At 67.5% G+C, this 24871-nt stretch carries 21 protein-coding genes; 11 read left to right on the forward strand and 10 right to left on the reverse strand.

Features of this window, described 5'->3' with window-relative positions:
- Positions 1-15: 15 nt before the first annotated feature.
- The 3 genes from nuoN (at position 16) to secA (ending at position 5596) form a co-directional block, all read left to right on the forward strand.
- On the forward strand, positions 16-1602 hold the full coding sequence (nuoN, locus tag AQZ59_RS04100) for an NADH-quinone oxidoreductase subunit NuoN (protein ID WP_062613398.1): 1587 nt from the start codon (positions 16-18) through the stop codon (positions 1600-1602).
- Positions 1599-2609, forward strand: coding sequence for a polyprenyl synthetase family protein (locus tag AQZ59_RS04105; protein ID WP_062613399.1), 1011 nt, complete (start codon positions 1599-1601; stop codon positions 2607-2609). Before nuoN ends, AQZ59_RS04105 begins: the two co-directional genes overlap by 4 nt.
- Before the next feature lie 137 nt (positions 2610-2746).
- Positions 2747-5596 (forward strand): preprotein translocase subunit SecA, encoded by a 2850-nt coding sequence (secA, locus tag AQZ59_RS04110; RefSeq protein WP_068538660.1) that lies wholly within the window; start codon positions 2747-2749, stop codon positions 5594-5596.
- 187 nt (positions 5597-5783) lie between these two features.
- Here the strand turns inward: secA and AQZ59_RS09130 are convergent, their stop codons facing one another.
- Entirely contained in the window at positions 5784-6317 is a 534-nt protein-coding gene (locus AQZ59_RS09130) for an Rv3235 family protein (RefSeq protein WP_062613401.1), read from the reverse strand.
- Positions 6318-6326: 9 nt separating this feature from the next.
- A complete protein-coding gene (locus tag AQZ59_RS09560; protein ID WP_062613402.1) occupies positions 6327-6998 on the reverse strand; it encodes a LysM peptidoglycan-binding domain-containing protein in 672 nt (223 codons plus the stop codon).
- A gap of 163 nt (positions 6999-7161) precedes the next feature.
- Here AQZ59_RS09560 and AQZ59_RS09565 point away from each other — a divergent pair, with 163 nt between their 5' ends.
- Positions 7162-7740, forward strand: coding sequence for a hypothetical protein (locus AQZ59_RS09565; RefSeq protein WP_062613403.1), 579 nt, complete (start codon positions 7162-7164; stop codon positions 7738-7740).
- Here AQZ59_RS09565 and AQZ59_RS04130 read toward each other — a convergent pair.
- Positions 7737-7946, reverse strand: a complete 210-nt coding sequence (locus AQZ59_RS04130; RefSeq protein ID WP_062613404.1) for a helix-turn-helix domain-containing protein — start codon at positions 7944-7946, stop codon at positions 7737-7739. The genes AQZ59_RS09565 and AQZ59_RS04130 overlap by 4 nt on opposite strands.
- A 106-nt stretch (positions 7947-8052) precedes the next feature.
- Here AQZ59_RS04130 and AQZ59_RS04135 point away from each other — a divergent pair, with 106 nt between their 5' ends.
- The 3 genes from AQZ59_RS04135 to AQZ59_RS04145 are packed head-to-tail and all read left to right on the forward strand — an operon-like array spanning position 8053 to position 10271.
- Positions 8053-8637, forward strand: coding sequence for an SAF domain-containing protein (locus AQZ59_RS04135; protein ID WP_143601995.1), 585 nt, complete (start codon positions 8053-8055; stop codon positions 8635-8637).
- Complete coding sequence (locus AQZ59_RS04140) at positions 8634-9749, forward strand: hypothetical protein (protein WP_143601997.1); 1116 nt, start codon at positions 8634-8636, stop codon at positions 9747-9749. The genes AQZ59_RS04135 and AQZ59_RS04140 overlap by 4 nt, the downstream gene beginning before the upstream one ends.
- Positions 9750-9803: 54 nt before the next feature.
- Positions 9804-10271, forward strand: coding sequence for a DUF6912 family protein (locus AQZ59_RS04145; protein WP_062613407.1), 468 nt, complete (start codon positions 9804-9806; stop codon positions 10269-10271).
- Between the two features lie 71 nt (positions 10272-10342).
- Here the strand turns inward: AQZ59_RS04145 and AQZ59_RS04150 are convergent, their stop codons facing one another.
- The 7 genes from AQZ59_RS04150 to AQZ59_RS04180 all read right to left on the reverse strand — a co-directional run bounded on the left by AQZ59_RS04150 (position 10343) and on the right by AQZ59_RS04180 (position 19252).
- The gene (locus tag AQZ59_RS04150; RefSeq protein WP_062613408.1) at positions 10343-13471 is read right to left on the reverse strand and encodes an AAA family ATPase; all 3129 of its coding nucleotides are present in this window, start codon (positions 13469-13471) and stop codon (positions 10343-10345) included.
- Positions 13471-14610 carry an exonuclease SbcCD subunit D gene (locus AQZ59_RS04155; RefSeq protein ID WP_070447836.1) on the reverse strand — a complete coding sequence of 380 codons (1140 nt, stop codon included), beginning with the start codon at positions 14608-14610 and terminating at the stop codon, positions 13471-13473. Before AQZ59_RS04155 ends, AQZ59_RS04150 begins: the two co-directional genes overlap by 1 nt.
- 66 nt (positions 14611-14676) lie before the next feature.
- Positions 14677-15474 (reverse strand): histidinol-phosphatase, encoded by a 798-nt coding sequence (hisN, locus tag AQZ59_RS04160; protein ID WP_062613410.1) that lies wholly within the window; start codon positions 15472-15474, stop codon positions 14677-14679.
- A gap of 111 nt (positions 15475-15585) precedes the next feature.
- The gene (gene rsgA / locus AQZ59_RS04165) at positions 15586-16602 is read right to left on the reverse strand and encodes a ribosome small subunit-dependent GTPase A (protein ID WP_062613411.1); all 1017 of its coding nucleotides are present in this window, start codon (positions 16600-16602) and stop codon (positions 15586-15588) included.
- Positions 16589-17860: a 3-phosphoshikimate 1-carboxyvinyltransferase gene (aroA, locus tag AQZ59_RS04170; protein ID WP_062613412.1), complete on the reverse strand. Its 1272-nt coding sequence runs from the start codon at positions 17858-17860 to the stop codon at positions 16589-16591. Before aroA ends, rsgA begins: the two co-directional genes overlap by 14 nt.
- Positions 17857-18324, reverse strand: coding sequence for a DoxX family membrane protein (locus tag AQZ59_RS04175; protein ID WP_062613413.1), 468 nt, complete (start codon positions 18322-18324; stop codon positions 17857-17859). The genes aroA and AQZ59_RS04175 overlap by 4 nt, the downstream gene beginning before the upstream one ends.
- A gap of 166 nt (positions 18325-18490) precedes the next feature.
- Positions 18491-19252 (reverse strand): FadR/GntR family transcriptional regulator, encoded by a 762-nt coding sequence (locus AQZ59_RS04180; RefSeq protein ID WP_062613414.1) that lies wholly within the window; start codon positions 19250-19252, stop codon positions 18491-18493.
- A 64-nt stretch (positions 19253-19316) separates the two neighbouring features.
- Between AQZ59_RS04180 and AQZ59_RS04185 the strand changes: the two genes are divergently transcribed.
- From AQZ59_RS04185 to AQZ59_RS04200, 4 genes are all read left to right on the forward strand, one after another.
- Positions 19317-20897 (forward strand): ABC transporter substrate-binding protein, encoded by a 1581-nt coding sequence (locus AQZ59_RS04185; RefSeq protein WP_062613415.1) that lies wholly within the window; start codon positions 19317-19319, stop codon positions 20895-20897.
- Positions 20898-21030: 133 nt separating this feature from the next.
- Positions 21031-21984, forward strand: coding sequence for an ABC transporter permease (locus AQZ59_RS04190; protein ID WP_062613416.1), 954 nt, complete (start codon positions 21031-21033; stop codon positions 21982-21984).
- Between the two features lie 3 nt (positions 21985-21987).
- The gene (locus AQZ59_RS04195) at positions 21988-24069 is read left to right on the forward strand and encodes a dipeptide/oligopeptide/nickel ABC transporter permease/ATP-binding protein (protein WP_062613417.1); all 2082 of its coding nucleotides are present in this window, start codon (positions 21988-21990) and stop codon (positions 24067-24069) included.
- Complete coding sequence (locus AQZ59_RS04200; protein ID WP_062613418.1) at positions 24066-24869, forward strand: ABC transporter ATP-binding protein; 804 nt, start codon at positions 24066-24068, stop codon at positions 24867-24869. Before AQZ59_RS04195 ends, AQZ59_RS04200 begins: the two co-directional genes overlap by 4 nt.
- Positions 24870-24871 lie beyond the last annotated feature (2 nt).

Here is a 24871-nt window from a genome sequence, read left to right on the forward strand (position 1 = left end):
CTCGAAATTCAATGGATGGCAGTCCTGCCACTGTTGATCGTCCTCGGATCGGCCGTGCTGGGCACCCTCTTTGAGGCGTTCGTGCCCCGCCGCGCTCGCCGCGCCGTGCAGGTGACCCTGTCGCTCGCCGCGCTCGCCGCCGCCCTGGTGGTGCTCGTGTGGCGCTGGACGGAGACCCAGGCCGATGGCTCCACGGTGCAGCCGCTGGCCCTAGCAATCCACGCCGACGGCACGGTGGCGGTCAGCCTCGTGGAGGACGCGATGTCGCTCATCGCGCAGGTGGTCATCGTGGTCGGCGCGCTCCTGTCCTTCCTGGTGATCGCCGACCGCACGCAGACCCGCGAGGGCGCGTTCGCGGCGGCCGCCGCCACCCGCCCGGGTTCGTCGGAGGAGCGAGAGTTTAGCCGGCTTGGCCGCCAGCAGACCGAGGTCTACCCGCTGGCACTCTTCGCCACGGGCGGCATGATGGCCTTCACCTCGGCCTACGATCTGCTGACCTTCTTCATCGCGCTCGAAGTGCTCTCTCTTCCGCTCTACGTCCTGTCGGCAACCGCGCGCCGCAAGCGCCTGCTGTCGCAGGAGGCCGCGCTGAAGTACTTCATCCTCGGCGCTTTCTCTTCGGCGATCTTCCTCATGGGTTCGGCGCTCATCTACGGCGCCACCGGCTCCCTGTCGATCGAGGCCCCGGTGCTGCTCATCTCGCGCGGCCAGGGTCTGGCGACACCGGTGCTGCTGACGGTCGGCGTCGTGATGGTGGTCATCGGCCTGCTGTTCAAGGTGGGCGCCGCGCCGTTCCACGCGTGGACCCCGGATGTCTACCAGGGCGCCCCCACGCCGATCACCGGTTTCATGGCCGCTGGCACGAAGACCGCCGCGTTCGTGGCCCTCATGCGTGTGTTCATCCTGCTGGTGGCCCCTGTGTGGGATTCGATCAACATTTTCATGTGGATCGTTATCATCGCTACGATCGTGATCGGCACGGTCATGGGTCTGGTGCAGACCGACATCAAGCGCCTGCTGGCCTACTCCTCGATCGCGCACGCCGGCTTCATCCTCATTGCTGTCACGGCGATCAACATCATTTCTAACGCCGAGGTCACGCTCATCGCGGTCCCCGCGGTGCTGTTCTACCTGCTGGCTTACGCGGTGGCCACCGTGGGTGCGTTCGGCGTGGTGACGCTCGTGCGCGAGCGTGACGCGCAGGGCAACATCCTGGGCGAGGCCACGAAGCTCTCTAGCTGGGCGGGCCTGGGCAAGCGCAACCCGGTGCTGGCCGTGTCGATGACGATCTTCCTCCTGTCGTTCGCGGGCATCCCGCTGACCGGTGGCTTCATCGGAAAGTTCGAGGTCTTCCGCGCCGGTATCGAGGGCGGCCTGGCCGTGCTCGTGGTGCTGGCGGTGCTGGCCTCGGCTGCGACCGCGGTGTTCTACTTCCGCTTGGTCCAGCTCATGTTCTTCCGTGAGCCAGAGGGCGAGTCGGTGGCCGTGGTCGAGTCAGAGGGCATGTCGATCGTCGCGATCGTCATCGCCGCGATCACCACGATCGCGCTCGGCGTGGTGCCCTACTTCGCGCTCGACTTCATCATGGGATCGTTTGCGTGAGCGTCACGGATGTCCTAGCCAGCGACGACCCGCTCGCCCGCCGGCTCGCCGCGCGCATGGAGGTGGTCGAAGACCGCCTGCGATCGGCGTGCCGGGTGGACGACGTCGTCGTCGATTCGGCCACCTCCTACCTCGCCGACGCCGGCGGCAAGCGGTTGCGGCCGCTGCTGACGTTGCTCGCGGCGGAGGTGGGCCCGAACCCCGATTCGCCGGACGTCATTGACGCGGCCGTGGTCATGGAGCTGACGCACCTGGCCTCGCTCTACCACGACGACGTCATGGACGAGGCACCCAAGCGGCGCGGCGTTCCGACAGCACAGTACATTTTCGGTAACTCCTCGGCGATCATGGCTGGCGACGTACTGTTCTCGCGCGCGTCTAAGATTGTGGCCGGGCTGGGGCAGAAGGCGATCTACATGCACGCCGAGTCTTTCGAGCGCCTGTGCATGGGCCAGCTGCACGAGACGGTGGGCCCGCAGGCGGGGGAGGACCCGATCGAGCATCACCTCAAGGTCCTGTCCGGCAAAACGGGCTCGCTCATCGCGGCATCCGCCCACCACGGCGTCATGGCCGCGGGCGGCCCGGACGAGGAGAGTGAGGCGCTGGCCGCGTTCGGCGAACGGATCGGCGTGGCCTTCCAGATCGCCGACGACGTCATCGATCTGGTCTCCGACCCCGAGCTCACCGGCAAGACTCCGGGCACTGACCTGCTCGAGGGCGTGCCGACCATGCCCACGCTTCTGCTTGAGCGCGCGGCTCAGGAGGGCACGATCGACGACGACGGGCGCGTGATCCTCGACTTCCTCGCCGAAGGCAACCTGGAGGCGGGGGACCGGCTGGCCACGGTGGTGGGCATGCTCAAGGCGCACGACGTGGTCGACCAGACGCGGCAGCTCGCCCGGCAATGGGTGGACGACGCGCTGGGATACTTGGAGGGAATCAAGGACCGGGAAGTCTACAGTTATCTGGTCATGTTCGCCCACGGGATGGTCGAACGTATGGCGTGACGGCGTTGTCGTAACGGGGGCTCACACGCGAAAGCGTCAAGGCCGCGAACGGAAGCGCAGGGTGTACGTGCCCTGCGCTTCTTCGTAGGCGAACGGTGAGGCGGACAATTGCGGCTGGGGGCCGGGGAACGGCTAGAATGGCGGCAGTCTTAAAAGGAGCAAACGTGCGCAAACTGATCGATAAGATTCTCCGGGCAGGCGAGGGGAGAACCCTGAAGAAGCTCGAGGGGATCACGCGGCAAGTCAACGAGCTGGAAGACGCCTTCAAGGAGATGAGCGACGAGGAGCTCAAGGCTCAGACGGCGGAATTCCGCGAGCGCTACCAGGAGGGCGAGTCCCTGGATGACCTGCTGCCGGAGGCATTCGCGGTGGTGCGCGAGGCGTCGGTGCGTACGCTCGGCCAGCGGCACTACGACGTGCAGATCATGGGGGGTGCCGCCTTGCACCTGGGCAACATCGCGGAGATGAAGACCGGTGAGGGCAAGACTCTGGTGGCCACGCTCGCCGCCTATCTCAACGCGATCCCGGGGCGCGGCGTGCACGTGGTGACGGTCAACGACTACCTGGCCTCCTACCAGTCGGAGCTCATGGGCCGGGTGTTCCGCTACCTCGGGATGACCACCGGGTGCATCACCACGGGGCTCAGCCCGGCCCAGCGGCGCGAGCAGTACGCGTGCGACATCACGTACGGCACGAACAACGAGTTCGGCTTTGACTACCTGCGCGATAACATGGCGATGAGCCTGGACAACCTGGTCCAGCGTGAGCACAACTTCGCGATCGTGGACGAGGTGGACTCGATCCTCATTGACGAGGCGCGTACCCCGCTTATTATTTCGGGCCCGGCCGAGGGGGATGCGAACAAGTGGTACACGATGTTCTCCCAGGCGGTGGGCTCGCTCAAGCGCGATATTGACTACGAGGTCGATGAGAAGAAGCGCACCGTGGGCGTGCTCGAACCGGGCATTGACAAGATTGAGGACATACTGGGGATCGACAACCTGTACGAGTCGGTCAACACCCCGCTGATTGGCTACCTCAACAACGCGATCAAGGCCAAGGAGCTGTTCGCACGCGACCAGGATTACATCGTGGCCGACGGCGAGGTGCTGATTGTGGACGAGCACACGGGCCGCGTGCTGCCCGGGCGCCGCTACAACGAGGGCATGCACCAGGCGATCGAGGCGAAGGAGGGCGTGGCGATCAAGGCCGAGAACCAGACGCTGGCCACGATCACGCTGCAGAACTATTTCCGCCTGTACGACAAGCTGTCGGGCATGACGGGCACGGCAGAGACCGAGGCGGAGGAGTTCGCCTCCACCTACGACATTGGCGTGGTGCCGATTCCGACCAACCGTCCGATGCGGCGCGTTGACCACACGGACCTGGTCTACCCCACGGAGCGCGGCAAGTTCGCGGCGATCGTGGAGGACATCAAGGAGCGGTTTGCCACGGGCCAGCCGGTGCTGGTGGGTACGGCGTCGGTGGAGAACTCGGAGAAGCTGTCGGCCCTGCTGAAGAAGGCGCACGTGCCGCACGAGGTGCTCAATGCTAAGCAGCACGAGCGCGAGGCAGCGGTGGTGGCGATGGCGGGCCGCAAGGGCGCCGTCACGGTGGCGACCAACATGGCTGGTCGAGGCACCGACATCATGCTCGGCGGAAACGCCGAGCACATCGCGGTGGACCTCATGGCCAAGCGTGGGCTGGACCCGGAGGAGGACGCCGAGGAGTACGAGAAGGTGTGGCCCGAGGTGCTGGCCGAGGCCAAGGCGGCCGTGGCCAAGGAGCACGACGAGGTGGTGGAGCTGGGCGGCCTGTACGTGCTCGGCTCGGAGCGCCACGAATCGCGCCGCATTGACAACCAGCTGCGCGGACGATCAGGGCGTCAGGGCGACCCGGGCGAGTCGCGGTTCTACCTCTCACTCGACGACGACCTCATGCGCCTGTTCGGCAACACGCGCGCCACGGACCGCTTCAAGAACGGCCCGGAGGACGAGGTGCTCGACTTCAAGATCCTGAGCACCGCGATCGAGCGCGCCCAGACCCAGATCGAGGCGCGCAACGCCGAGATGCGCAAGAATGTGCTGAAGTATGACGACGTGATGAACGAGCAGCGCTCCACCGTCTACGCCGAGCGCCGGCGCATTCTCGAGGGTGAGGACGTGGAGGACCAGATCAGCTCGTTCATCACCTTCGTGGTTGACGACGTCGTGGGCAGCCACACGGTCGGTTCGGCCGACGAGTGGGACATGCACGCGCTGTGGATGGACGTGAAGGGCATCTACCGCCCGTCGTTCACAGACGAGGAGCTCATCGAGGCTCACGGCGGCGACCAGCGCGAGCTGAGCCGGAGCACGGTGCGTGACGAGATCCTGGAGGACGTGGAGACGATCTACCACGAGCGCGAGGAGGAGCTGGGCTCTGAGCAGATGCGCAACGTGGAGCGCGAGGTGCTGCTGACCGTGCTGGATCGCAAGTGGCGCGAGCACCTGTACGAGATGGACTACCTTAAGGAAGGCATCGGCCTGCGCGCGATGGCCCAGCGCGACCCGCTTGTCGAATACAAGCAGGAGGGCTACCACATGTTCCAGCAGATGAATGACTCGATCCGCGAGGAGACGGTGCGTCACCTGCTGAACTTCGAACTGCCCTCCGAGCGGATGGCCCGCGAGGCGTTGGAGTCCGCGAAGGCGGCGCTCGCTGCCGGTGAGGGCGGTTTCATCGGCCAGAAGGCTCCCGTGCAGCCGCAGCAGTCGACCGAGAAGATCCTGGGCATCAAGCGGCCCGAGTCGCAGAAGCTGTCCTATTCCTCGTCAGCCGGTCAGAGCGGGCCCGCGGCCCAGCGTGGACCGGCGGCGGGCAACAAGCCTCCGGTGGGCACGTTCGGCAACGCTGTGACGCAGGGCCAGGGCCAGCAAGGTGGCGAGGCGGACCCGTACGCGGGGATGAATCGCGCCCAGCGGCGTGCGGCCAAGCGGCGCAAGTAGAAGCCCGCGGGTGGCGCGGCCCGGTGGCGGACGCTACCGGGCCACGTTGGATAGGTGCGTTAAAAGAAACTGGACGATTTCCGGGTGATCTCCTCATATAAGAAGATCGGCCCGAAATCGTCCAGTTTATTTCAATCGTTGCTCGCGAGTTCGTTGGCAGGGGCCCGCGGGGGTGGCCGGGCCCCACTTAGATGATCTCGAGGGCGGTCACGTGCCACCGGCCGCGGCGCACCTCGAGCCGGGCGGCCGCCGCGCGGGTGCGTTTGCCGTCGAAAACGACGAGCGAGACCTCGGCGACCCCGTCGCGCGGCTCGCACACCCGCACACGCTTGATGCGCGGCGGCATGCACTTCTCGGCCCGGCCGAGCACGCGCTGGGCGAGGCCGGCGCGGCGGGTGAGGGCCTCGTAGACGTCGGGGTGCATCCAAGTCTGGAGCTGGCGGGCGGGCCGGTGGCCCATGAGGACCTCGATGGACTGGCCGACCACGCGGGCGGCGAAGCGGTCCGGCGGGGTGAGCTTCTCGGTGGTCTTGCCCGATTCGCCGTTGTACATGAGCCTGTCGATGCGTGGCGAGGTGAAGGCTGCGCGGTCGAAGCCCTCGCCGTTGGAGGGCGCAGGCAGGGACTGCGAGGACCGGCCTGGGTAGCTCTTCGGGAGCTGGCGCGGTGGCGGCGGGGGAGTGGCGACGTGGACCTTGTGATCGAGTAGTGCTTGGCTCATGGGGTGTCCTTAGGGAAGTGTGATGATTTGGCCGGGACGGATGAGGTTCGGGTCGTCGCCGATGACGCCCTTGTTAGCGAGGTAGAGGTCGAGCACGATGTCGGCCAACTCGGAGTCGTTCGAGGGGGAGTAGTAGTCCCTGGCGATCGACCACAGGCAATCCCCGGCTTCCACGATGTGGGTGCGTTCCGAGATGAGCGTGGCTCCCGCTGTATGATCGACCCTGGCGATCGGCGCCGACTCGCGCGTGGCTGCGAGGGCGGCGTCGTGGAGCGGCTTGCCGATGCGAGGTGCTTCGGCGGCGGCGACTGGTCCGGCCTCCGGTAGGGGCGCGACCGCGGTTTCGGACGCGACGGCGGGGTCGGCGTCGTGAATGGGTCCGGCCGGCTCGTAGAGCGTGCTCGCGGAGGGCAGGGGAGCGCCCCAGCTGAGATCGACGTCGGCGGAGGCGGGAGCGATGAAGCTGCCGGCAAGCCCGGCGGCGGCGATGCCCTTGAGGATCGGCGGACCCCAACGGGCGACCCGTGCGCGCAGGGTGCGGCTTCCGGAGCGGGAGGCGCGAAGGAGTGCGAGCGCGGCGATGAGATACCACAGGACCACGAGCGCGATTGCCACGGCGGACGCGGCGACGAGCACGGCCTCCAGGTCCTGCTGGGGTGCGCCGGTGTGGGACGGGTTCATGTCGACTCCAATGATGCTGTTTGGTGTTGTTTGATGCTGTGTGATCGAGTTTGGTGCTGTTTGATGGCGTGCGCGAGTGGGTATACCCGGTAAGTCGAAGGGTGAGATGCGCGACGGTGTGGAAAGTGGAGCGCTCGCGGGCGACCGGCCGTAGCCTGTGCCTATGGATTGGACGATTCTTGCTGAGGCCATCGCCTCCGAAGTGGAACAAGGCGAGCGCGACGAACTCGACGCAGAGGTGGCCGACCTCGCCGACGCCGAACGGGCCACGCTCACGGTGGGGGACCGCCTGCGGGGTGCCGTGGGAGCGAGCATCGAGGTGGCCGTGCGGGGCTTGGTGCTCGACGGCGTCGTCGAGGCGGTGGGCGAGAGCTGGTTCTTGCTCACGGACGCCACCCACGAGCACATCGTGCTCACGGAGGCGGTGGTGAGCCTCAGCCGCGTGTCCTGGGCGCAGACGCCGGGAAGTGGCCTGCCGGTCAGCGTGGGGTCGTTCGTGCGCCAGCTCCAGGACACCTACGTGGCGCTGCGCGGGCCGGACGTCAACGTGGCGGGCCGGGTGGTCGGCGTTGGGCGCGACCACCTGCTGATTGAAGAGGAGGGCGGGGATCGGTACGGTTCGTACGCCCAGCCGTGGGAGGCCCGCTACGATTTCGGGCAAAGGGAACGGCTATCGCAGATCGTCATTCCGATCGATGCGATAGCCGTGATGAGCCAGGCGAGGGTGAACCGCGGGGTTTAGAAATCCTCTCCCGACGCGATTTTTTCTCGGGTGGCCGCGTAGGCGCGCTCGACGTACTCGGTGAGCACGGCGTCCTCAATGCGCCACTGGCCGCGTCCGCCTACCTGAATGGCAGGAAGTTCGCCATTCTTGATGAGCGTGCGTACCTGTCCGGCCGAGACATTCAGGTACTCGGCGACATCAGCGATTGTTAGAAACCTAGACATAGCTAGAGTGTCCCATCTACTAGCGACCGACGCTTGAACTGTACACGGGTGTTAAGTCCTGTGGAAAACTGTGAACGATTTTCGCGAAATATGCAACGGTTGAGCCATGACGATATCGAAATATCTACCGTGGAAGGATCCGCGGCTGGCCATTGGAGTGCTTCTCATTGCGGGTGGCGGGCTCGCGGGCTCGGTCGTGCTGGGTGGGGAATCCTCTGTCCCGTTACTGCGCGCGAGCGCCCCGGTCGCGGAGGGTAGTGTGCTAAGTGAGAGCCAGTTCACAGTGGTGGAGCTGCCCGAGCGCGTGGGGGCCGAGTACGTGAGGAGCGGGCAGATTCCCGACGGCGCCGTGGCAACTCACGCTCTTCAGCCCGGCGATCTTCTCCCGACCTCCGCCCTCGGCCAGCCAGGCGCGCTTGCCGACGTGACCATCCCGCTGCTCGTGGCGCCCGCCTCGAGCGTGGGGGTGGGGTCGCAGGTGGATGTGTGGCGCGTGCAGAACGCGACCATCAACACGGCCTCGGGGGCGAGGCTCATCGCGCAGGGCGCGGTGATCGTTTCCGTGGAGGTCGGGGGCGTGGGCTCGCAGACCGCCGCCCAGATCCGGGTGGCGCCAGCCGACGTGCCCGGGATCCTCGAGGTGCTCGGCACCCAGGACGGGCTGGTGCTCGTGGGGAAGGCCGGCCAATGATCCTCCTATGTTTGCCCGCCCAGCTTGAGGAGCAGGTGGTGCGCGGCCTGGCGGCGTTCGGCGAGGAGGTCCGCATCGCCCGCCGGTGTGCCGACCTGGCCGAGGTCATCGCCGGGGTTGAGGCCAACCTGGGCAAGATCGTGTTGCTGGGCGACGATCCCGCGCTCGACCTCTCGGCCGTCACCCGGCTCGCCGCCGCCGGCGCGCGCGTGGGTGTGGTGCCGTCCTTCCGGCCGGTCACGGCCATCAACGCGCTCGGCGCGGTGCCCGTGGCCGAGTCGGAGATGGTGGACTTCGTGCGCGGGTCCACGCCCGTTGAACCCGTGGCGGCACCGATGCGGCGGGGCCGGATCATCGCCGTGTGGGGGCCGGGCGGGAGCGTGGGGCGATCGGCGCTCGTGCGAGACCTCGCGGCGGTTGCCCCGAACGTCGTGGTGGTCGACGCCGACACCCACCGCCCCAGCCTGTCCCAGCTCTACGGGCTGGAGGAGACGTCTGCCATCGTGGCCCTCGCCCGGCACATCGAGCGGGGCAAGGACCCGGCCGAGCTCATCGACGCGGTGCTGGTGGAGCTGCCCGGGCGCGGGGCTGATAAGCCTGGCCGCCTACTTGCCGGCCTTAATACTGGCGAGCGCTGGAGGGAGTTGCCCCGGGTGGTGGTCGAGCGCATGTGGGAGCCGCTCGCCGCATCCGCGGACGCGGTGATCGTGGACCTTTCCGGTGGGATGGAGGCGCGGCCCTCCCGCGAGGACCGCCACGCCGCCACCCGCTCGGCCGTGGAGGCGGCGGACGTGGTGGTGCACGTGGGCGCCGGCACGCCCGTGGGGTTGCGGCGCTTCCTCGAACACCTCGACGCCCTGGGCAGTGACAGGCTTGGCGAGCACCACGGGGTGGTCCTCCTCTCCGAGCACGGACTGGGCGTGGACGGTAAGGCGAAGGTCCTCTCGCTCCTCGCCGACGCACCCGTGCCGATTCACTTCCTGCGCGCTGATCGGCGGCGCCTCGAACGCTGCGAGCTCCAGGCCCGCGACATGGTGGGTACCTACCCGCGTTCTGGCTATGCCAAGGACGTGCGGGCCCTGTGGGAGGTCATCGGCGCCGCGGGCGCATAGCGGCGGGGGCATCAGGCGAGCGCGTCAGCGGGCGCGGCGGTTTAGGATGTGTCTATGCGCATCTACATTCCGCTCACGCCCGAGGACCTCGCCGCGGCCATCGAGCCCCGGCTGGTTCACGCCGTCACACCCGAACTCAAGCGGACCGTGCCACGGGAGGACGACGAGGGGTGGGAAATGATCGCCACCCTTGCCGCCGCTGACGACTCGCTCCGCCTGCTTGCCGGCCGTCAGGCGCGCCGCCGGATGGTGTGCGTGGCCGAGGTGCCCGGCCGTGCGCTAGAGCACGCGGCCGAGCTCCCCACTGCCCGCCGGCTCACCGCTTCCGTGGAGTGGGGGGACGTGGAGACCATCCTCGTGGATGAACCGGGATACGAGGAGCTCGTCTCCCGTGCCATCGCCGGTGAGGAGGCGGCCTTCGCGGCAACCGGTGACATCGACCTGCTCTGGTACGACGTCATCGAGCGCGCCGACCTGGCCGCCGAACTTGAGGCAGGCGCACTGGTCGAGCCGGGCGCCTAGGGCCCGGGTTTTGCGCCTGCCGGGTGGGACCGCGAGTCAGAACCGGGAAGGGTTCATGCTCCGCGACCGGCCTACGCGGAGACGCTCATCGTGGAGCCCCCGCGGTCGAGCGGCTTGACCGTGACCCGATCGGGGATCATGGCCTTGAGTTCCTCCACGTGGGAGACCACGCCCACCGTGCGCCCGTCCGCTCGCAGCTGCCCGAGTGTGTCCATGACCGTTTGCAGGTAGTCGCTCGACAGGCTGCCGAAGCCCTCGTCGATCAAGAGCGTGTCAATGCGGATCCCGCCGTTCTCCGCCTGCACCACTTCGGACAGGGCGAGCGCGAGGGCGAGCGAGGTGTAGAAGGTCTCGCCGCCCGAGAGGGTGCCGGGGGAGCGGACGTGGTCGCCGCCAGGGCCGGAGTCGTGATGGACCACCTCGAGCCCGAGGCCCGACTTAAGCTCCCCGCGCCCCTCGTCGGCCCGGCGTAGCTCGTAGCGGCCGAAGGAGAAGCGGGCGAGGTGCTCGTTGGCTCGCTCGACGATCTGCTCGAAGCGGCGCAGAAGCACCCACACCGTGAGCTTGACGCGGCTGAGCGACATCGACCCGGCGTTCGCCAGATCCGCCAGCCGGACGGCCGGCCCGGCCGCATCGCTGATCCTCTTCCAGTCCCGATGGGCGGCGTGTAGCCGAGCGAGGTGCCCATTCGAGGCGGTCATCCGCTGTGAGGCGATCGCCTCGGCACGGTTGGCCTGGGAGACCGCCTCCCGCGCGGCGGCATCGGCTCGCCGGGCGGCCTCCAGGTCCACCTCCTGGCCCTCAACCTGCAGCCGTTCGCTGGCCAGTTGGCCTTCGATGCTTGCGCACTGGGCCGCGTGGTCCTCTACCTCCTTCTTCAGCGCTGTGAGCGTGGGACGGGGGAGGTGGCTTGCGCGGGCCTGCGCGGCGGTGACGTGCGCGGCAGCGAGCGCCTCGGACGCCGCGGCGCGGGCCTCTTCGAGCGAGCGGGCCGCAGATGCCGCCGTCGTTGCCACTGCGCGCAAGCTGCTGAGCTGTTCGCGCTGCCGGCCAAGCGCGGCCTGGCGGTCATGAACGCTGGGGAATTCCCCGCGCGCGTCGGAGACGCGCGCGGTATCGGCCCCGAGCATCTGGCTGGCGCTTGCGGTACGTTCGGTCAGCGCTCGCTGATCCTCCCGGACCTGCCCCAGTGCCAGACGTTGCTTGGCCTGGGCGTCCTCCAGCGCCGCGCGCTCGGCCTCCATCGCCGCCGCGTTCTTTTCGGCAGCGCTGGCCTTTGCCAGGTCAGCCGTGAGAGCAACAATCGTGGCCGCGATCGACTCGGGCGTGGCGTCGCCCAGCTGGGAACGCAACGCTTCGGCAGAGCTGGACAGGGCCGTGACCTTTTGGTTCGCTTGGTCAAGTGCGGCGGCCAGCGGCGCGAGCGCCGCCTCCTCGGCCTGGACCTGCTCGAGCGTGGCCGAATCCGCCGCTGGGGCGGCCGGAGCGGGGTGCTCGGTGGAACCGCAAACGGGGCACGGCTCAGATTCGCTCAGCGTGCTGGCTAGGTTGGAAGCCATCGATCTGCGCCAGGCCTCCGTGGTGGCATTTAATTTCTCGCGTTGGGCCGAGTGCGCGGCGGCGGCCTTCACCAGGGTCCCGCGCGCCCGCTCGAGCGTGCCCTCAACGTCCGTGAGCTTCGTGGCCGTGGCTTGGGCCGCTTGCTGGGAGGCAAGCTTTTCCGTGATGACCGGGGCGGTGGCGGCAAGTGTGCGCTTGGCCTGGAGCGCGGAGTCGAATTCGGCGGCGCGCGAAGGGTAGGCGGCAAGCTGTTCATCGAGCTCGGCAGCCCTCGCTTGCAGTGCCTCTGCCTCCTTTTCAAGACCGGCCAGTTCCTCTCGGCGCTGCGACAGGCCGGCCTCGAGTGCGGCCAGCTCCGCGAGCGCGCCGAGCTGGGTGTTGATCCCGGCCAGTTCCGCATCGCAGGAATCGATGACAGATTCGGCGGCCTCCAGCACGCCCTCCTGTGCCGCGATAGCGCTGGCGAGCGAGTCAATATCCGTGACGGTCGCAGCCCCCGCGGCTGGTGTGCCCACCGCACCCGTAGCCGACGGCTCCGTAGCAGCCGCATCCGGCCCGGACGCCCCCGCGGACGCCATGCCCGCGGGCAGCGCGATAGCAGACAGCGCCTCCCGCGCCGAGTCCTCCCGGTTCAGGCGGTCGATGGCGAGTGCCACCGATTCGTGGGCGGCGATCTTCGCCCGCGCCTCCTCGATGCGTGGCGCACGCTCGGCCAGCACTGCGCGCTCGGCCACCAGCCGACCCCGTTCGGCGATGGCGGCGGTGAGGATCTCCGCCTGCTGCAGGGCCTGAGCGGCCTGCCGGGCGGCGGCGCCGACCTCGACGGTCAGCTCCGAGGCCGCCGCCCACGCCTGGCCAAGCACGTGGTCGGCTTCCGCGATCGCCTCGAGCGGCGCCTCATCGTCCGGCTCGAGGACGAGCTGGACCAGGTGGGGGAACTGTTCGGCCACCCCGTCGATATCAAGCCAGGAGTGCAAGGCGCGGATGGCCTCCTCCGAGGCGGCCTTGACCTTTCCGCGTGCCTCCTTCGCCGCATCCTCCAGGGCGTAGGCGAAACGCTTGTAATCGCTGGTGTTGAACAGGGTTTCGAGCAGAGCCGCCCGCTCGGTGGACTTCATCTTCAAGAACTGAGCGAACTGACCCTGGGGGAGCACCACGGTTTGCACGAACTGTTCGCGCGTGAGCCCCAAAAGCCCCTCCAGCTCGGCATCCACCTGTGAGATCTTCGAGCCGAGGATCTCCCCGGCCTCCCACTTCTTCGCCTCCACGGCCGCCTCGGACATGCGCCACAGGTGTGCGGTGGCGCCTATGGGCGTGGTGCCCTCCCCGCGCACCTTCTGCTTGAGGTAGGCGGGCGTGCGCCGCACGCGGTACGTGCCCGAGGCGATGGTGAACACGAGCTCCACCACCGACTCCACGGTGCCGGGCGCGTAGCTGGAGCGCATGCGGGACCGATCCGAGTCGCTTCCCGCCACGTCCCCGTACAGGGCGAAGACGATCGCGTCGATAATTGAGGACTTCCCGGCGCCCGTGGGCCCGTCAAAAAGGAACAGGCCGGAGGCCGTCAGGTCATCAAAGTTGATCGTGTGCGTGCCCGGGAATGGGCCGATCGCACTGAAAGTCAGGTGCCGGAACTGCATCAGGCCCTCACCTTCTCCCACGTATCGGCCACGAGCTGGTCCTCCATCTCGGTCAGTTCCCGCCCTCCCGCATGCGCAAAGAATTCGCGCATGACGGCCAGCGGGTTGGAACGGATCTCGGCCAGCTCCCTCAGCGTGACGGCCGTGGCCTCACTCACGTGTTCGAGCACGAGCATGTGCGCAAAGCGCGCCTTGAGCTTGGCGTACAGATCGGCCGGCCTGTCCGGATCCGTGACTCGGATGCGCACGAAGTAATCGCCAAACGCCGCGTACTTTACCGACAGCAGGTTTTCCAGCGTGTCCTCCAACGTGGCAAGCGGCCGGTATACGGGCGCAGGGATGAGCTCCACGCCCCCGCTTTGGGTATCGAGCAGCACGGAGGATTTGACGTGCTTTTCCTCGGAGAAGGAAAAGGCGATGGGCGAGCCCGAATAGCGCATGAGCGGATCGCCCTCCGTGCCCACCCGTTGCGGGCCGTGGATGTGGCCGAGGGCCACGTAATCCGTGAGCCCGCCCAGGCGGAACAGGTGCGAGGGGATCGAATCCGCCCCGCCCACCGAGATATCCCGCTCCGACTCCGTGGGTTGCGCGCCGATGACGAACGAATGGGAGAGCACCACCCGGTACGGGTTGCCCCCGCGCCGCTTCATGTCCGCCTCCACGCGGGCCAGCATCTCGGTGTTAACCGCCATGTGGCTGCGTTCGAGCACCTCATCCCCGGCCAGCTTCTCCCGCTCCGTGGGCGGATCTAAGTAGGGGATGGGGTAGATGAGGGCGCCCCCGGTGTCGTCGTCCATCACCACGGGGACGTGGGCGCGGCGCGAATCGGTACAGATATGCAGCCGATCCCGCACCAAACCTGACAGGAAGCCGAGGCGCTGGGGCGAATCGTGGTTGCCGCTGGTCATGATCACCCGCGTGTGCTCGAGCAGGCGCCCAAGCGTGTCAGACAGCAGCTCCACCATGGTGACGGGCGGGACGCTGCGGTCAAACACGTCACCTGAAATGAAGAGCGCATCCACACTCTCCGCCGCCACGAGATCGACCACGTGATCGGCCCACTGCTCAAAGGCAGGGGTGAGATCGGCACCGTGCATTTCCCGGCCCAGGTGCCAATCGGCCGTATGTAAAAACCTCATGTCTTCAGGCTAGCGGTCCCCTCCGACAACTTTTTCTCCGCACGCCCCGCCGGCGGCAGAAACCGCTTAATCCCGCACGGAATTGAGGATCTCGAGGGCGGGGTTGTGAAGGTGGCCGTTCGTGGCGATCGCGTTGTGCCCCCACGGCCCATCCTCGCCCTCGAGCGAAGTGAAGCGCCCGCCGGCCTCGGTCACGATCGGCACGAGCGCGGCCATGTCATACAGGTTGAGCTCCGGCTCGCTCGCGATATCCACCGCGCCCTCGGCCACCAGCATGTACGACCAAAAGTCGCCGAAGGCGCGCGTGCGCCAGCAGGTCTGAGCCAGGCGCAAAAAGGCGCGCAGCTGGTTGCGATCCGACCAGCCATCCAGCGACGAATAGGACAGCGACGCGTCTGAGACCCGCCCCACCTGCGACACGTGGATGCGCCGCGCCGCAGCCGCCGACCGCCCCGCGTAGGCTCCCAGGCCCTTCGCCGCAAACCAGCGTTGCTTGAGCGCTGGGGCTGAGACGATGCCGAGCACGATCGCCCCGTTGTCCTCCAGCGCGATGAGCGTGGCCCACACCGGCACGCCGCGCACGTAATTCTTCGTGCCATCGATCGGGTCGATGATCCACCGCCGCCCCGACAGGCCCTCCACCGGGGCCTCCTCCTCGCCCGTCACGCCGTCGCGCGAACGGAACTGGCGCAACATGTCGCGAATGAGGCGCTCGGCGGCGCGGTCGGCGTCAGAGACGGGGGTCATGTCGGGCTTGGTCTCGACCCGCAGGTCGGCGGCCCGAAAGCGCTCGAGGGTAAGGACATCGACCCGGTCGGCGATCCCGAGGGCCACCTGCAGGTCATCGGCGTAACGTGGTTGCATGCCCCAAGCATAGCCGCTGATTGGCTTTCGCACGCCCCGCGCGCCCATCGAGCCCCGCGCACGACGCCGCCATGCCGGTTACGCCCCGGCCACCAGGCCCGCCCGGTGTGGCTAGGCCCAGTGGGGGTCCATCTTCTGGCGTGAATCGAGCAGGCGGTGGAAGGACTCAACACGGGCCATGAGCCGCTCGCCTTCCACCTCTTCGAGCGCGCATTCGAGCGCGCCGGGCTCGTGCGGGCAACCGCGCGGACAGTCTTCGGCCGCCTCGCGCAGATCCGGGAACCCGCGCAGCAGGTCCTCGGCCTCGACGTGCGCGAGGCCGAACGTGCGCACGCCTGGCGTATCGATGACCACGCCGCCGCCCTCGAGGCCGAAGGCCATCGCCGACGTCGACGTGTGCCGCCCGCGTCCCGTCACCTCGTTCACGTGCCCGGTCTCGCGCTCGGCGCTCGGCACGAGTGCGTTGATGAGCGTCGACTTCCCTACCCCCGAGTGCCCCACCAGCACCGACACGTGGCCTTCTAGCGCAGCGGCAATCTCACCCACGTCCGACGTCTCGCGCTTCTCGTCGATCGTGGAGGTGTAGATGTCGAGGTCGAGGTCGGCATACAGGTCGAGCAGCGCCTGGGGGCTGGCCAGATCCGACTTGGTGAGCAGCAGGATCGGGTGCATGTCGGCGTCGTAGGCGGCTACGAGGCAGCGGTCGATCATGCCGGGGCGCGGCTCGGGTTGGGCGAGCGCCGTGACGATGACCAGCTGGTCGGCGTTCGCCACGATGACCCGCTCGGTACCTGCCGCCTCCGACTCCTCGGCCGTGCGCCGCAGGGCCGTCTTGCGCGGGTCCACCTGGACGATCCGGGCGAGCGTGTCCTTCCGACCCGACAGGTCGCCCGTGAGGGCCACGATGTCGCCCACCACGATCGCACCGCGTGCCAGCTCCTTGGCCTTGACGGCCGTCACCTTTGTTCCGTCCTCGAGCGTGACGTGATAGCGCCCGCGATCCACCCGGTAGACTCGGGCGCGCGCGGCCTGGCTGTAGTCGGGCCGGATCTTCGTGCGCGGGCGCGAGCCCTTGCCCGGGCGCACCCGCACCCGGTGGTCGTCCGTGCCGATGTCACGCCTCGACATGCCCGAACGCCCCTTCCCACATCGCAACGAAGCCCGGCAGTGTCTTCGCTGTCGTCTCCACGTTCTGGACGCGCGAGCCCTCCAGGCGTAGCCCGAGGAGCGCGGCGAACGTGGCCATCCGGTGGTCGTCGTACGTGTCGAACGTGGCGGGGCGCCCGGCCCCGCCTTCGATCACCAGGTCATCGCCCTCCTCGCGGGCCGAAATCTCAGCGCGGCCAAGCTCGGTCACGAGCGCCGCGAGCCGGTTCGTCTCATGCCCGCGCAGCTGGCCGATGTTGCGCAGGCGCGACGTGCCGCCGGCAAACGCGGCGACGGCGGCCACGGTTGGCACGAGCTCGCCCACGTCCTTCATGTCGGCATCAAACGGCACGATGCGCTCCGGCCCGGTCAGCTCCAGTGTGCCGCCCTCCAGGCGCGCCCGCCCGCCCATCTGGGTAAAGATCCGACGGTAGGCATCCCCCGGCTGCGTGGTCGCCCCCGGCCAGCGCTCCACGCGCACGGTTCCGCCGGTCACCATCGCGGCGGCGAGGAATGCCCCCGCGTTCGAAAGGTCTGGCTCGATCGCCACCTCGCCCAGTCTGGGTACGCCGGGGGAGACCACCCAACGCTGCCCCTCGTCCACGACCTCGATCCCCGCCTCGCGTAGGACCTCCACCGTCATCGCGATGTGCGGTGCCGACGGGAGGCTAGCGCCCACGTGGCGCAGGTCGAGGCCGCGCTCCATCCGAGGCGCGGCGAGCAGCAGGGCGGAAACAAACTGGGAGGAGGCCGAGGCGTCGATATCGAGCTGGCCGCCGGCCACGCGGCCAGTCCCGTGCACGGTCAGTGGCAAAACGGGGGAGCCTTCGTGCTCGCCGGCTTCCACGCGCGCCCCGAGCCTGCCCAGTGCTTCCACGATCGCGCCCATCGGCCGCACACGGGCCGCCCGGTCGCCGTCGAGAACCACGGGATCACCCGCCAGCGCGGCGAGCGGCGGAATGAAGCGCATAACCGTGCCGGCAAGCCCGCACTCGATGCGCCCGCCCCGGAACGGGCCCGGCTCCACGCGCCACGCATCGCCGCCGCGCACCACCCGCGCGCCCAGCGCCTCAAGGGCGCCGGCCATGAGCTCGGTGTCGCGCGCCACCAGCGGGTGGCGAATCACGGTCGGCTCATCGCCCAGGGCGGCAAGCACGAGGTACCGGTTCGTCAGCGACTTCGAGCCGGGGATGGAGAACGTGGCGTGGGCAGGGCCCGACGCGGGGGCCGGCCACGTCACCGGCTGGTACCGATGTGGGCGTTCTCGGAGACGTCCTTCGCCCACGTGGAGGCGCGCCAGCCGAGCGAGGGCCTGCCGCCCCGGTCGGTCGAGGCGATGAGGGCGCCACCGATGAGGCCGGCGTCGGCAACCAGCGCCGAAAGAGAGGCACGACGCGCGGGCCCAGACTGCTCCCAGAACGGGTTGCGGCCCAGCGACATCGGGATCTGCATCGCGCCCAGCATGAGGGCGGTAGAGCGCGGCATGCGCCCGCGCGCGAGCGAAACGCCGGCAACAGTGAAGACCGCACCCGTGACGCGGGTCAGCACGTCAACCGGGATGTCCTTCGTGGGCACGCCCGCCCGCTCGAGCACCCCGAGGATGCGTTCGGCGGCGGCACGGTGGCCGGCGGGCTTACGGATCGCGTCGATACCGGCGGCCACGAAGGGCGCCGCGAGCAGCGGGCGGGCAAGAGTGGAAAGCATGAGGTCCTCCGTTCGTCTGTGTGTCCAGTCTAATCGACCGCGCCGACACTGTCCGGACACAGCGCCATCACGCGCGAACAGACCCGCTCGGCGTCGCCCCTTGCCGGCCTGCGCGACGCCGTCCTTTGTCGGCTCGCCACGGGTCCGCCTTCGTGCCGCGCGGCGGTTAGCTCATCTCGAGGATGTCGGCGAGCGGGGCGTAGTGGTCGATGACCGCCTGGCGGTAGGCCGCCTCGTCGCCGGCCTCGGCCGTGAGGAGCATGCGCTCGTGGGCGCGCGCGGTCTGGAGCAGCCCGTCGTCCTGTTCCACGTCCAGATCGGGGATGAAGGTTTGGTGGATGAGCCACATCGCCGCGTTGAGCTGGGAGATCAGCTCGTTATCCAGGTAGGCCATGATCCCGTTGTGGAAGGCGCTGTCCTCTTCCATGTACCGCTCCCCGCGGGAGGCCTTCTCCACCATGCGCTCAACCAGCCGGTGCAGCTCCGGGTTGGCGGTGCCTTTCATCGCGGTGGTTACCGCAACGGCGACGCCCAGGTCGAGGAAGCGCCGCGTGGAGACCACCTGGCGCAGCGACTCCGTGCCCGAGGCCCGGTCGAGGGCGAAGCGCAACACGAGGGTTTCGACCATCGGCTCGAGCGACATGTCGCCCACGAAGGAGCCCCGGCCCTGGTGGACGCGGATGATGTCGAGCGCCTCGAGCTTGCGCAGGGCCTCGCGCACGGAGGAACGCGAAACGCCGAGCGCCTCGCACAGGGCCGCTTCGGTGGGAAGCGGATCTCCGGGCTTGAGGTCGTGTTGGATGATATAGGACTTGACGGCATCGATCGTGGCTGATGAGCGGTTCGTGGTTGGAATGGCGCTCTTCCCCGGCATCGTTGTCGGGGAGTACTTACTTAAAAGCACTTGCGCGGACTTGTCAGACAACATACGATGAGTGTACCCGATGAGAAGCGTTGGCGCTTCACATTTAACTCAATGGAGAGGAAACAACATGCGTTCTACAAAGCGCTGGGCGAAGTTGACGGCTGTCGCTGCCGCCACCACGCTCGCCCTGGCCGCCTGTGGCGGAGGAAGCTCGCAGACGCCGTCATCGTCCGGGACCACCGATTCGAACACCTCCACAGGTGGGGCCCCGTCCGGTCAGCTGAACCTGGGTGTCGCCTACGAGACCACGAACTACGATCCGTCCACCACCTCCTCGGCTCTGGCCATGGGTGCGAACTGGCACGTCGTTGAGGGTCTGTACGAGTTCGACATGTCCAACTACGAGCTCTTCCCGGCCCTGGCTGCCGGCGATCCGGTCAAGGTTTCGGACACCGAGTACGAGGTCACCCTGCGCGACGGCGCGAAGTTCTCGGATGGCACCGACGTCACCACGGCTGACGTGCTCGAGTCCTATGCCCGCACGACGGCCGACACCTCGATCTACAAGCAGTTCTTCAGCTTCGTCGATTCGGTCGAGGCGAAGGATGACAAGACGATCACGATCAAGACGAAGTACCCCTTCGCCGCCGTCGCTGAGCGCTTTGTCGATGTGAAGATCGTCCCCGCGGCCTCCACGCAGGAAGAGATGACCGCCAAGCCGATCGGCACCGGCCCGTACAAGTACGAGTCGATCACCAACACCGCGATCGAGGCCGTCCCGAACGAGCACTACAATGGCTCCAAGCCCGCCACCGTTGAGAAGATCCACTGGGATGTCCTCAAGGACGACGCGGCCCGTCTGGCTGCCGCCCTCGGTGGCACCATCGACGTGATGGAGACCGTCCCGTCGGCCACCAAGGATCAGCTCGCAGCCGCCGGCTGGACCCTGGACGAGGTTCCGGGCTACAACAACCCGTTCCTGATGTTCAACACCTCCAAGGCTCCGTTCGACAACAAGGACGTCCGCAAGGCCTTCCACTACGCGATCGACCGTGCGAAGCTGGTCAACGACGTGATGGGCGGCGACGCGACCGTTGCCACCTCCTTCCTGCCCGCTGCCAACCCGATGCACAAGGAGGCTGCCGAGCAGTTCACCTATGACACGGCCAAGGCTAAGGCTGCCTTCGAAGCCGCCGGCCTGAAGGAGATCACCCTCATCACCACCGATCACCCGTGGATCGCCAACCTCGCCCCGCAGATCCGCCAGGATCTCGAGGCCGCTGGCCTGACCGTCAACGTTCAGTCGATGGCCTCGGGTGACCTCTACGCGAACTTCGCCGACGTCGACAACCCGACCTTCGACGTCGCCCTCGCACCGGGCGATCCGTCGGTCTTCGGTTCCGACCCGGGCATCATCATCAACTGGTGGTACGGCGACAACGTGTGGACCCAGAAGCGTACGCAGTGGGCCAACTCCGCGCCCGAGCAGTTCGCCAAGCTCTCCGAGATCGTGACCGGTGCCGAGCAGGCCTCTGGTGACGAAGCGAAGAAGCTGTGGGGCGAGGCGCAGGATCTTATCGCCGATGAGGCTCCGCTCTTCCCGCTCTTCCACCGCACGATGATCACCGGCATCAACGGGGACAAGGTTGTGGGTGCCCACGGTATTGGCACCACCGGCCTCAACCTTGTCGGCGCTTCGGTCAAGTAACATCCATTCGAGTCAAAGAGTGGAGGGTAGGTCCTTCCGCCTACCCTCCACTTTTTGCACCCTCAGCCAGTTAGGGCAGCGCACATAGGTGCGCACTGACCTCAGCCCTCCCTCGTCGGAAGAGGAAATACAGATGAACAATCTGCTCAGACTTCTCGGGCGGCGCCTGATCGCGCTACCCATCATGGTGATCGGCGTGACCCTGCTCGTCTTCTTCATCATGTCTCTCTCGCCGATCGACCCGGCCTACACGGCTCTCGGCGAGTTCGCGACGCCGCAGGCGCTGGAAGAGTTCCGCGTCGCACACGGCCTCAACGATCCCTTCTTTATCCAGTACGGCAACTATGTCATCAACATGTTCCAGGGAGACCTGGGCATCTACGGCGTCGGCGAAACCAACCGCGTGTCCGACATGGTGATGGGCGCACTCCCGGTCACCCTGTCTCTGACCTTCTTCGGCCTCATCATCGCTATCCTCGTTGCCTTCCCGCTCGGCATCCTCGCCGCCATCTACCGCGACCGCTGGCCAGATCAGGTCATCCGCGTTTTCTCGGTGATCTGCATCGGCACCCCGTCCTTCTGGCTCGCCTCCCTCCTGGTGCTGGCCTTCGTGGGCGGTTCGATCCCCGTCTCCGGTGGCCTGCCCGCGATGAGCGAAGACTTTGGCGGATGGTTCATGCGCATGCTGCTTCCCGCCTTCTCCCTGGCGGTCCCCGTGATCGGCCAGATGACCCGCGTGGTGCGAACCTCCATGGTGGAAGAGCTCGATAGGGATTACGTGCGCACCGCACTCGGCGCCGGCATCCCGCGCTCGGTCGTCATCGGCCGCAATGTTCTGCGCAACGCCCTCATTACCCCGGTGACCGTGCTCGGCCTGCGCGTTGGCTACCTCATGGGTGGCGCCGTCGTCATCGAGATCATCTTCGGCCTGCAGGGCATGGGCCGCGTGCTCATCCTCGGCATCCAGAACAACTGGGTCAACCTCGTGCAAGGCGGCGCGCTCGTGGTCGCGATCTCCTTCATCATCGTCAACATTGTGGTTGACATGCTCTACCTCCTCATCAACCCGCGTATTAGGTCGGTGTAACAGATGACTTCCAAGAAAAAGAAGCTCGAGAAGGTCACGGCGCCCGGAGCCCGTTTCTCGCGGATCAAGAACATGTCGCTCGGCGCGCGCCTGGCCATGGTGTTCCTCATCCTCATCTTCATCATTTCTTTCCTCTCCCCGCTGATCGCCCCCTACAACCCCAACGAGCTGGGCGGCCAGTGGCTCGCCCCCGGAGGCGAGCACCCGTTCGGCACGGACCACGTGGGCCGTGACATCCTGTCCCGCATCCTCTACGGTGGCCGCTTCTCGCTCATCATCGGCATCGCCGCCACCCTCGTGGCACTGGTCTTCGGCGCCCTCATCGGTGCGGTCGCCGCCGTGTCGCGCAAGTGGATCGGCGAAGTGATCATGCGCATCATGGACGTCATCATGGCCGTCCCCGGCATCGCAATGGCCGCGGTCATGGTGCTAGTCTTCTCCCGCCGCCTCGAGCCGGACAACGTGGTGGGCCTGGTAATCGTCATCATCTGCTCGATCGCCTTCGTCTACATCCCGCAGCTGGCCCGCATCGTTCGTGCGAACGTCATGAGCGCCTACGGCGAGGACTACGTGCGCGCGGTCATCGTCTCCGGTGCGCGTGCACCCTGGATCCTCATCCGTCACGTGGCCCGCAACACGGCCGCCCCGGTCCTCGTGTTCGCCACCGTGCTGGTTGCTGACGCGATCATCCTCGAGGCCTCGCTGACCTTCATCGGCTCGGGCCTGCAGTCCACGATGGTCCCCACCTGGGGTAACGTCCTGTCGGACGCGTCGTCGAACCTGTCGGTGTTGCTCGGCATGTGGTGGACGGCGCTCTTCCCGGGTCTGTTCATCATGCTCACGGTGCTATGCCTCAATATCCTGTCCGAAGGTATTACCGACGCGATGGTGGCGGCGCCGTCGTCGGCCCAGAAGGTCGAGGCCGTCACGGGCGCCCGCGAGCAGGACAAGCTGCTGCTCGACCCACGCCTCGCCTACGCCGCCCAGGCCGAATCGCTCAAGGCTCGCCTCGATCAGCTCGAGGTGGTCGAGTCCAAGCGCACGGACCGCTTCGTCGCCACCGCCACCGGCCAGCCGCTGCTGGAGGTGCGCAACCTGTCGATCAAGTTCCCGCGCCACGGCGACATCAACGTGGTCGACCACGTCAACTTCTCGGTCCGCAAGGGCGAGACGATGGGCCTGGTGGGCGAGTCCGGCTGTGGTAAGTCGATCACCGCGCTCACGGTCATGGGCCTCATCGACCCGCGCGCCGAGATCAGCGGCGAGATCTTCTACGAGGGTAAGGACCTTCTGAAGATGAGCGCCAAGGAGCGCCAGGCGCTGCTCGGCAACGAGATGGCGATGATCTACCAGGACGCCCTGTCCTCGCTCAACCCGGCCATGCTCATCCGCAGCCAGATGAAGCAGCTGACCTCGCGCGGCGGCACCCGCAGCGCCGAGGAGCTGCTGGAGCTGGTGGGCCTGGACCCGAAGCGCACGCTCGAGTCCTACCCGCACGAGCTCTCCGGCGGCCAGCGCCAGCGCGTGCTCATCGCCATGGCCCTCACCCGCGACCCGAAGCTCATCATTGCCGACGAGCCGACCACCGCCCTCGACGTGACGGTGCAAAAGCAGGTCATCGAGCTGCTCAACAACCTGCGCGAGAAGCTCGGATTTGCGATGGTCTTCGTCTCCCACGACCTGGCCCTCGTGGCCGAGGTCGCCCACAAGATCACGGTCATGTACGCCGGCCAGGTGGTCGAGCAGGCGCCGGCCTCGGAGCTGCTCACCCACCCCGTCCACGAGTACACCCGTGGCCTGCTCGGCTCGGTGCTCTCGATCGAGGCGGGCGCCGACAGGCTCCACCAGGTCCCCGGCACGGTCCCGTCGCCGAAGGACTTCCCGGCGGGCGACCGTTTCGCGCCGCGCTCCTCGCACCCCGACGTCGGGCTCACCACCCCGCCGCTGCGCATGGAGATCCCCGGACGCGACCACTACTACGCCGCCATCCCGGATTCGGCCTGGACCGACGCCGGCTACCCGGCCCCTGCCCAGCCCGGTGTCCCGGCGGGGCAGAACACTGAAGCGAAGGGAGAAGCACGATGAGCGAGACCCCGATCATCGAACTGCGCGACCTGCACGTCATCTTCAAGACCCGCGCCGGCACTATCTTCAACCCCACCAAGGTCCACGCGGTGGACGGGGTGTCGATGAAGGTCATGCCCGGCCAGGTGCTCGGCATCGTGGGCGAGTCCGGGTGTGGCAAATCCACCACCGCGAACGTCATGTGTGGCCTGCAGGAGGCCACCACGGGCCGGGTCTTCTTCAAGGGTGAGGAGGTGACGAAGCGTTCGGCTGCCGACCGCCGGAAGATCGGGCGCGTCGTCTCGGTCGTCTTCCAAGATCCGGCCACCGCGCTGAATGCCCGCATGCACGTGCGTGACCAGCTACTCGACCCGCTGCGCGTCCACGACATCGGCACCGAAGCCGAGCGTGACGCCCGCGTGGAGGAGCTGATCGCCCAGGTGGGCTTGCCGCAGTCGGCACTCGACGCGCTTCCCGGCCAGCTGTCCGGTGGCCAGCGCCAGCGCGTGGCGATCGCCCGCGCGCTCGCCCTGCGCCCGGACGCGATCATTGCCGACGAGCCGACGTCGGCCCTCGACGTGTCGGTGCGCGCCCAGATCCTCAACCTTCTCATGGACCTGAAGAACGAGCTGGGGCTCGCGATGGTCTTTATCTCCCACGACATCCAGACCGTGCGTTACATCTCCGACCGCATTGCGGTGATGAACAAGGGCAAGGTCGTGGAGGAGGGCCCGGCGAAGGAGCTCCTGGCCAACCCGAAGGACCCCTACACCAAGAAACTGCTCGGAGCGGCACCGTCGCTTCTCCATCCTCAACTGTAAGG

Source organism: Trueperella bernardiae, assembly GCF_001469025.1.
Classification (GTDB): Bacteria; Actinomycetota; Actinomycetes; order Actinomycetales; family Actinomycetaceae; genus Trueperella; species Trueperella bernardiae.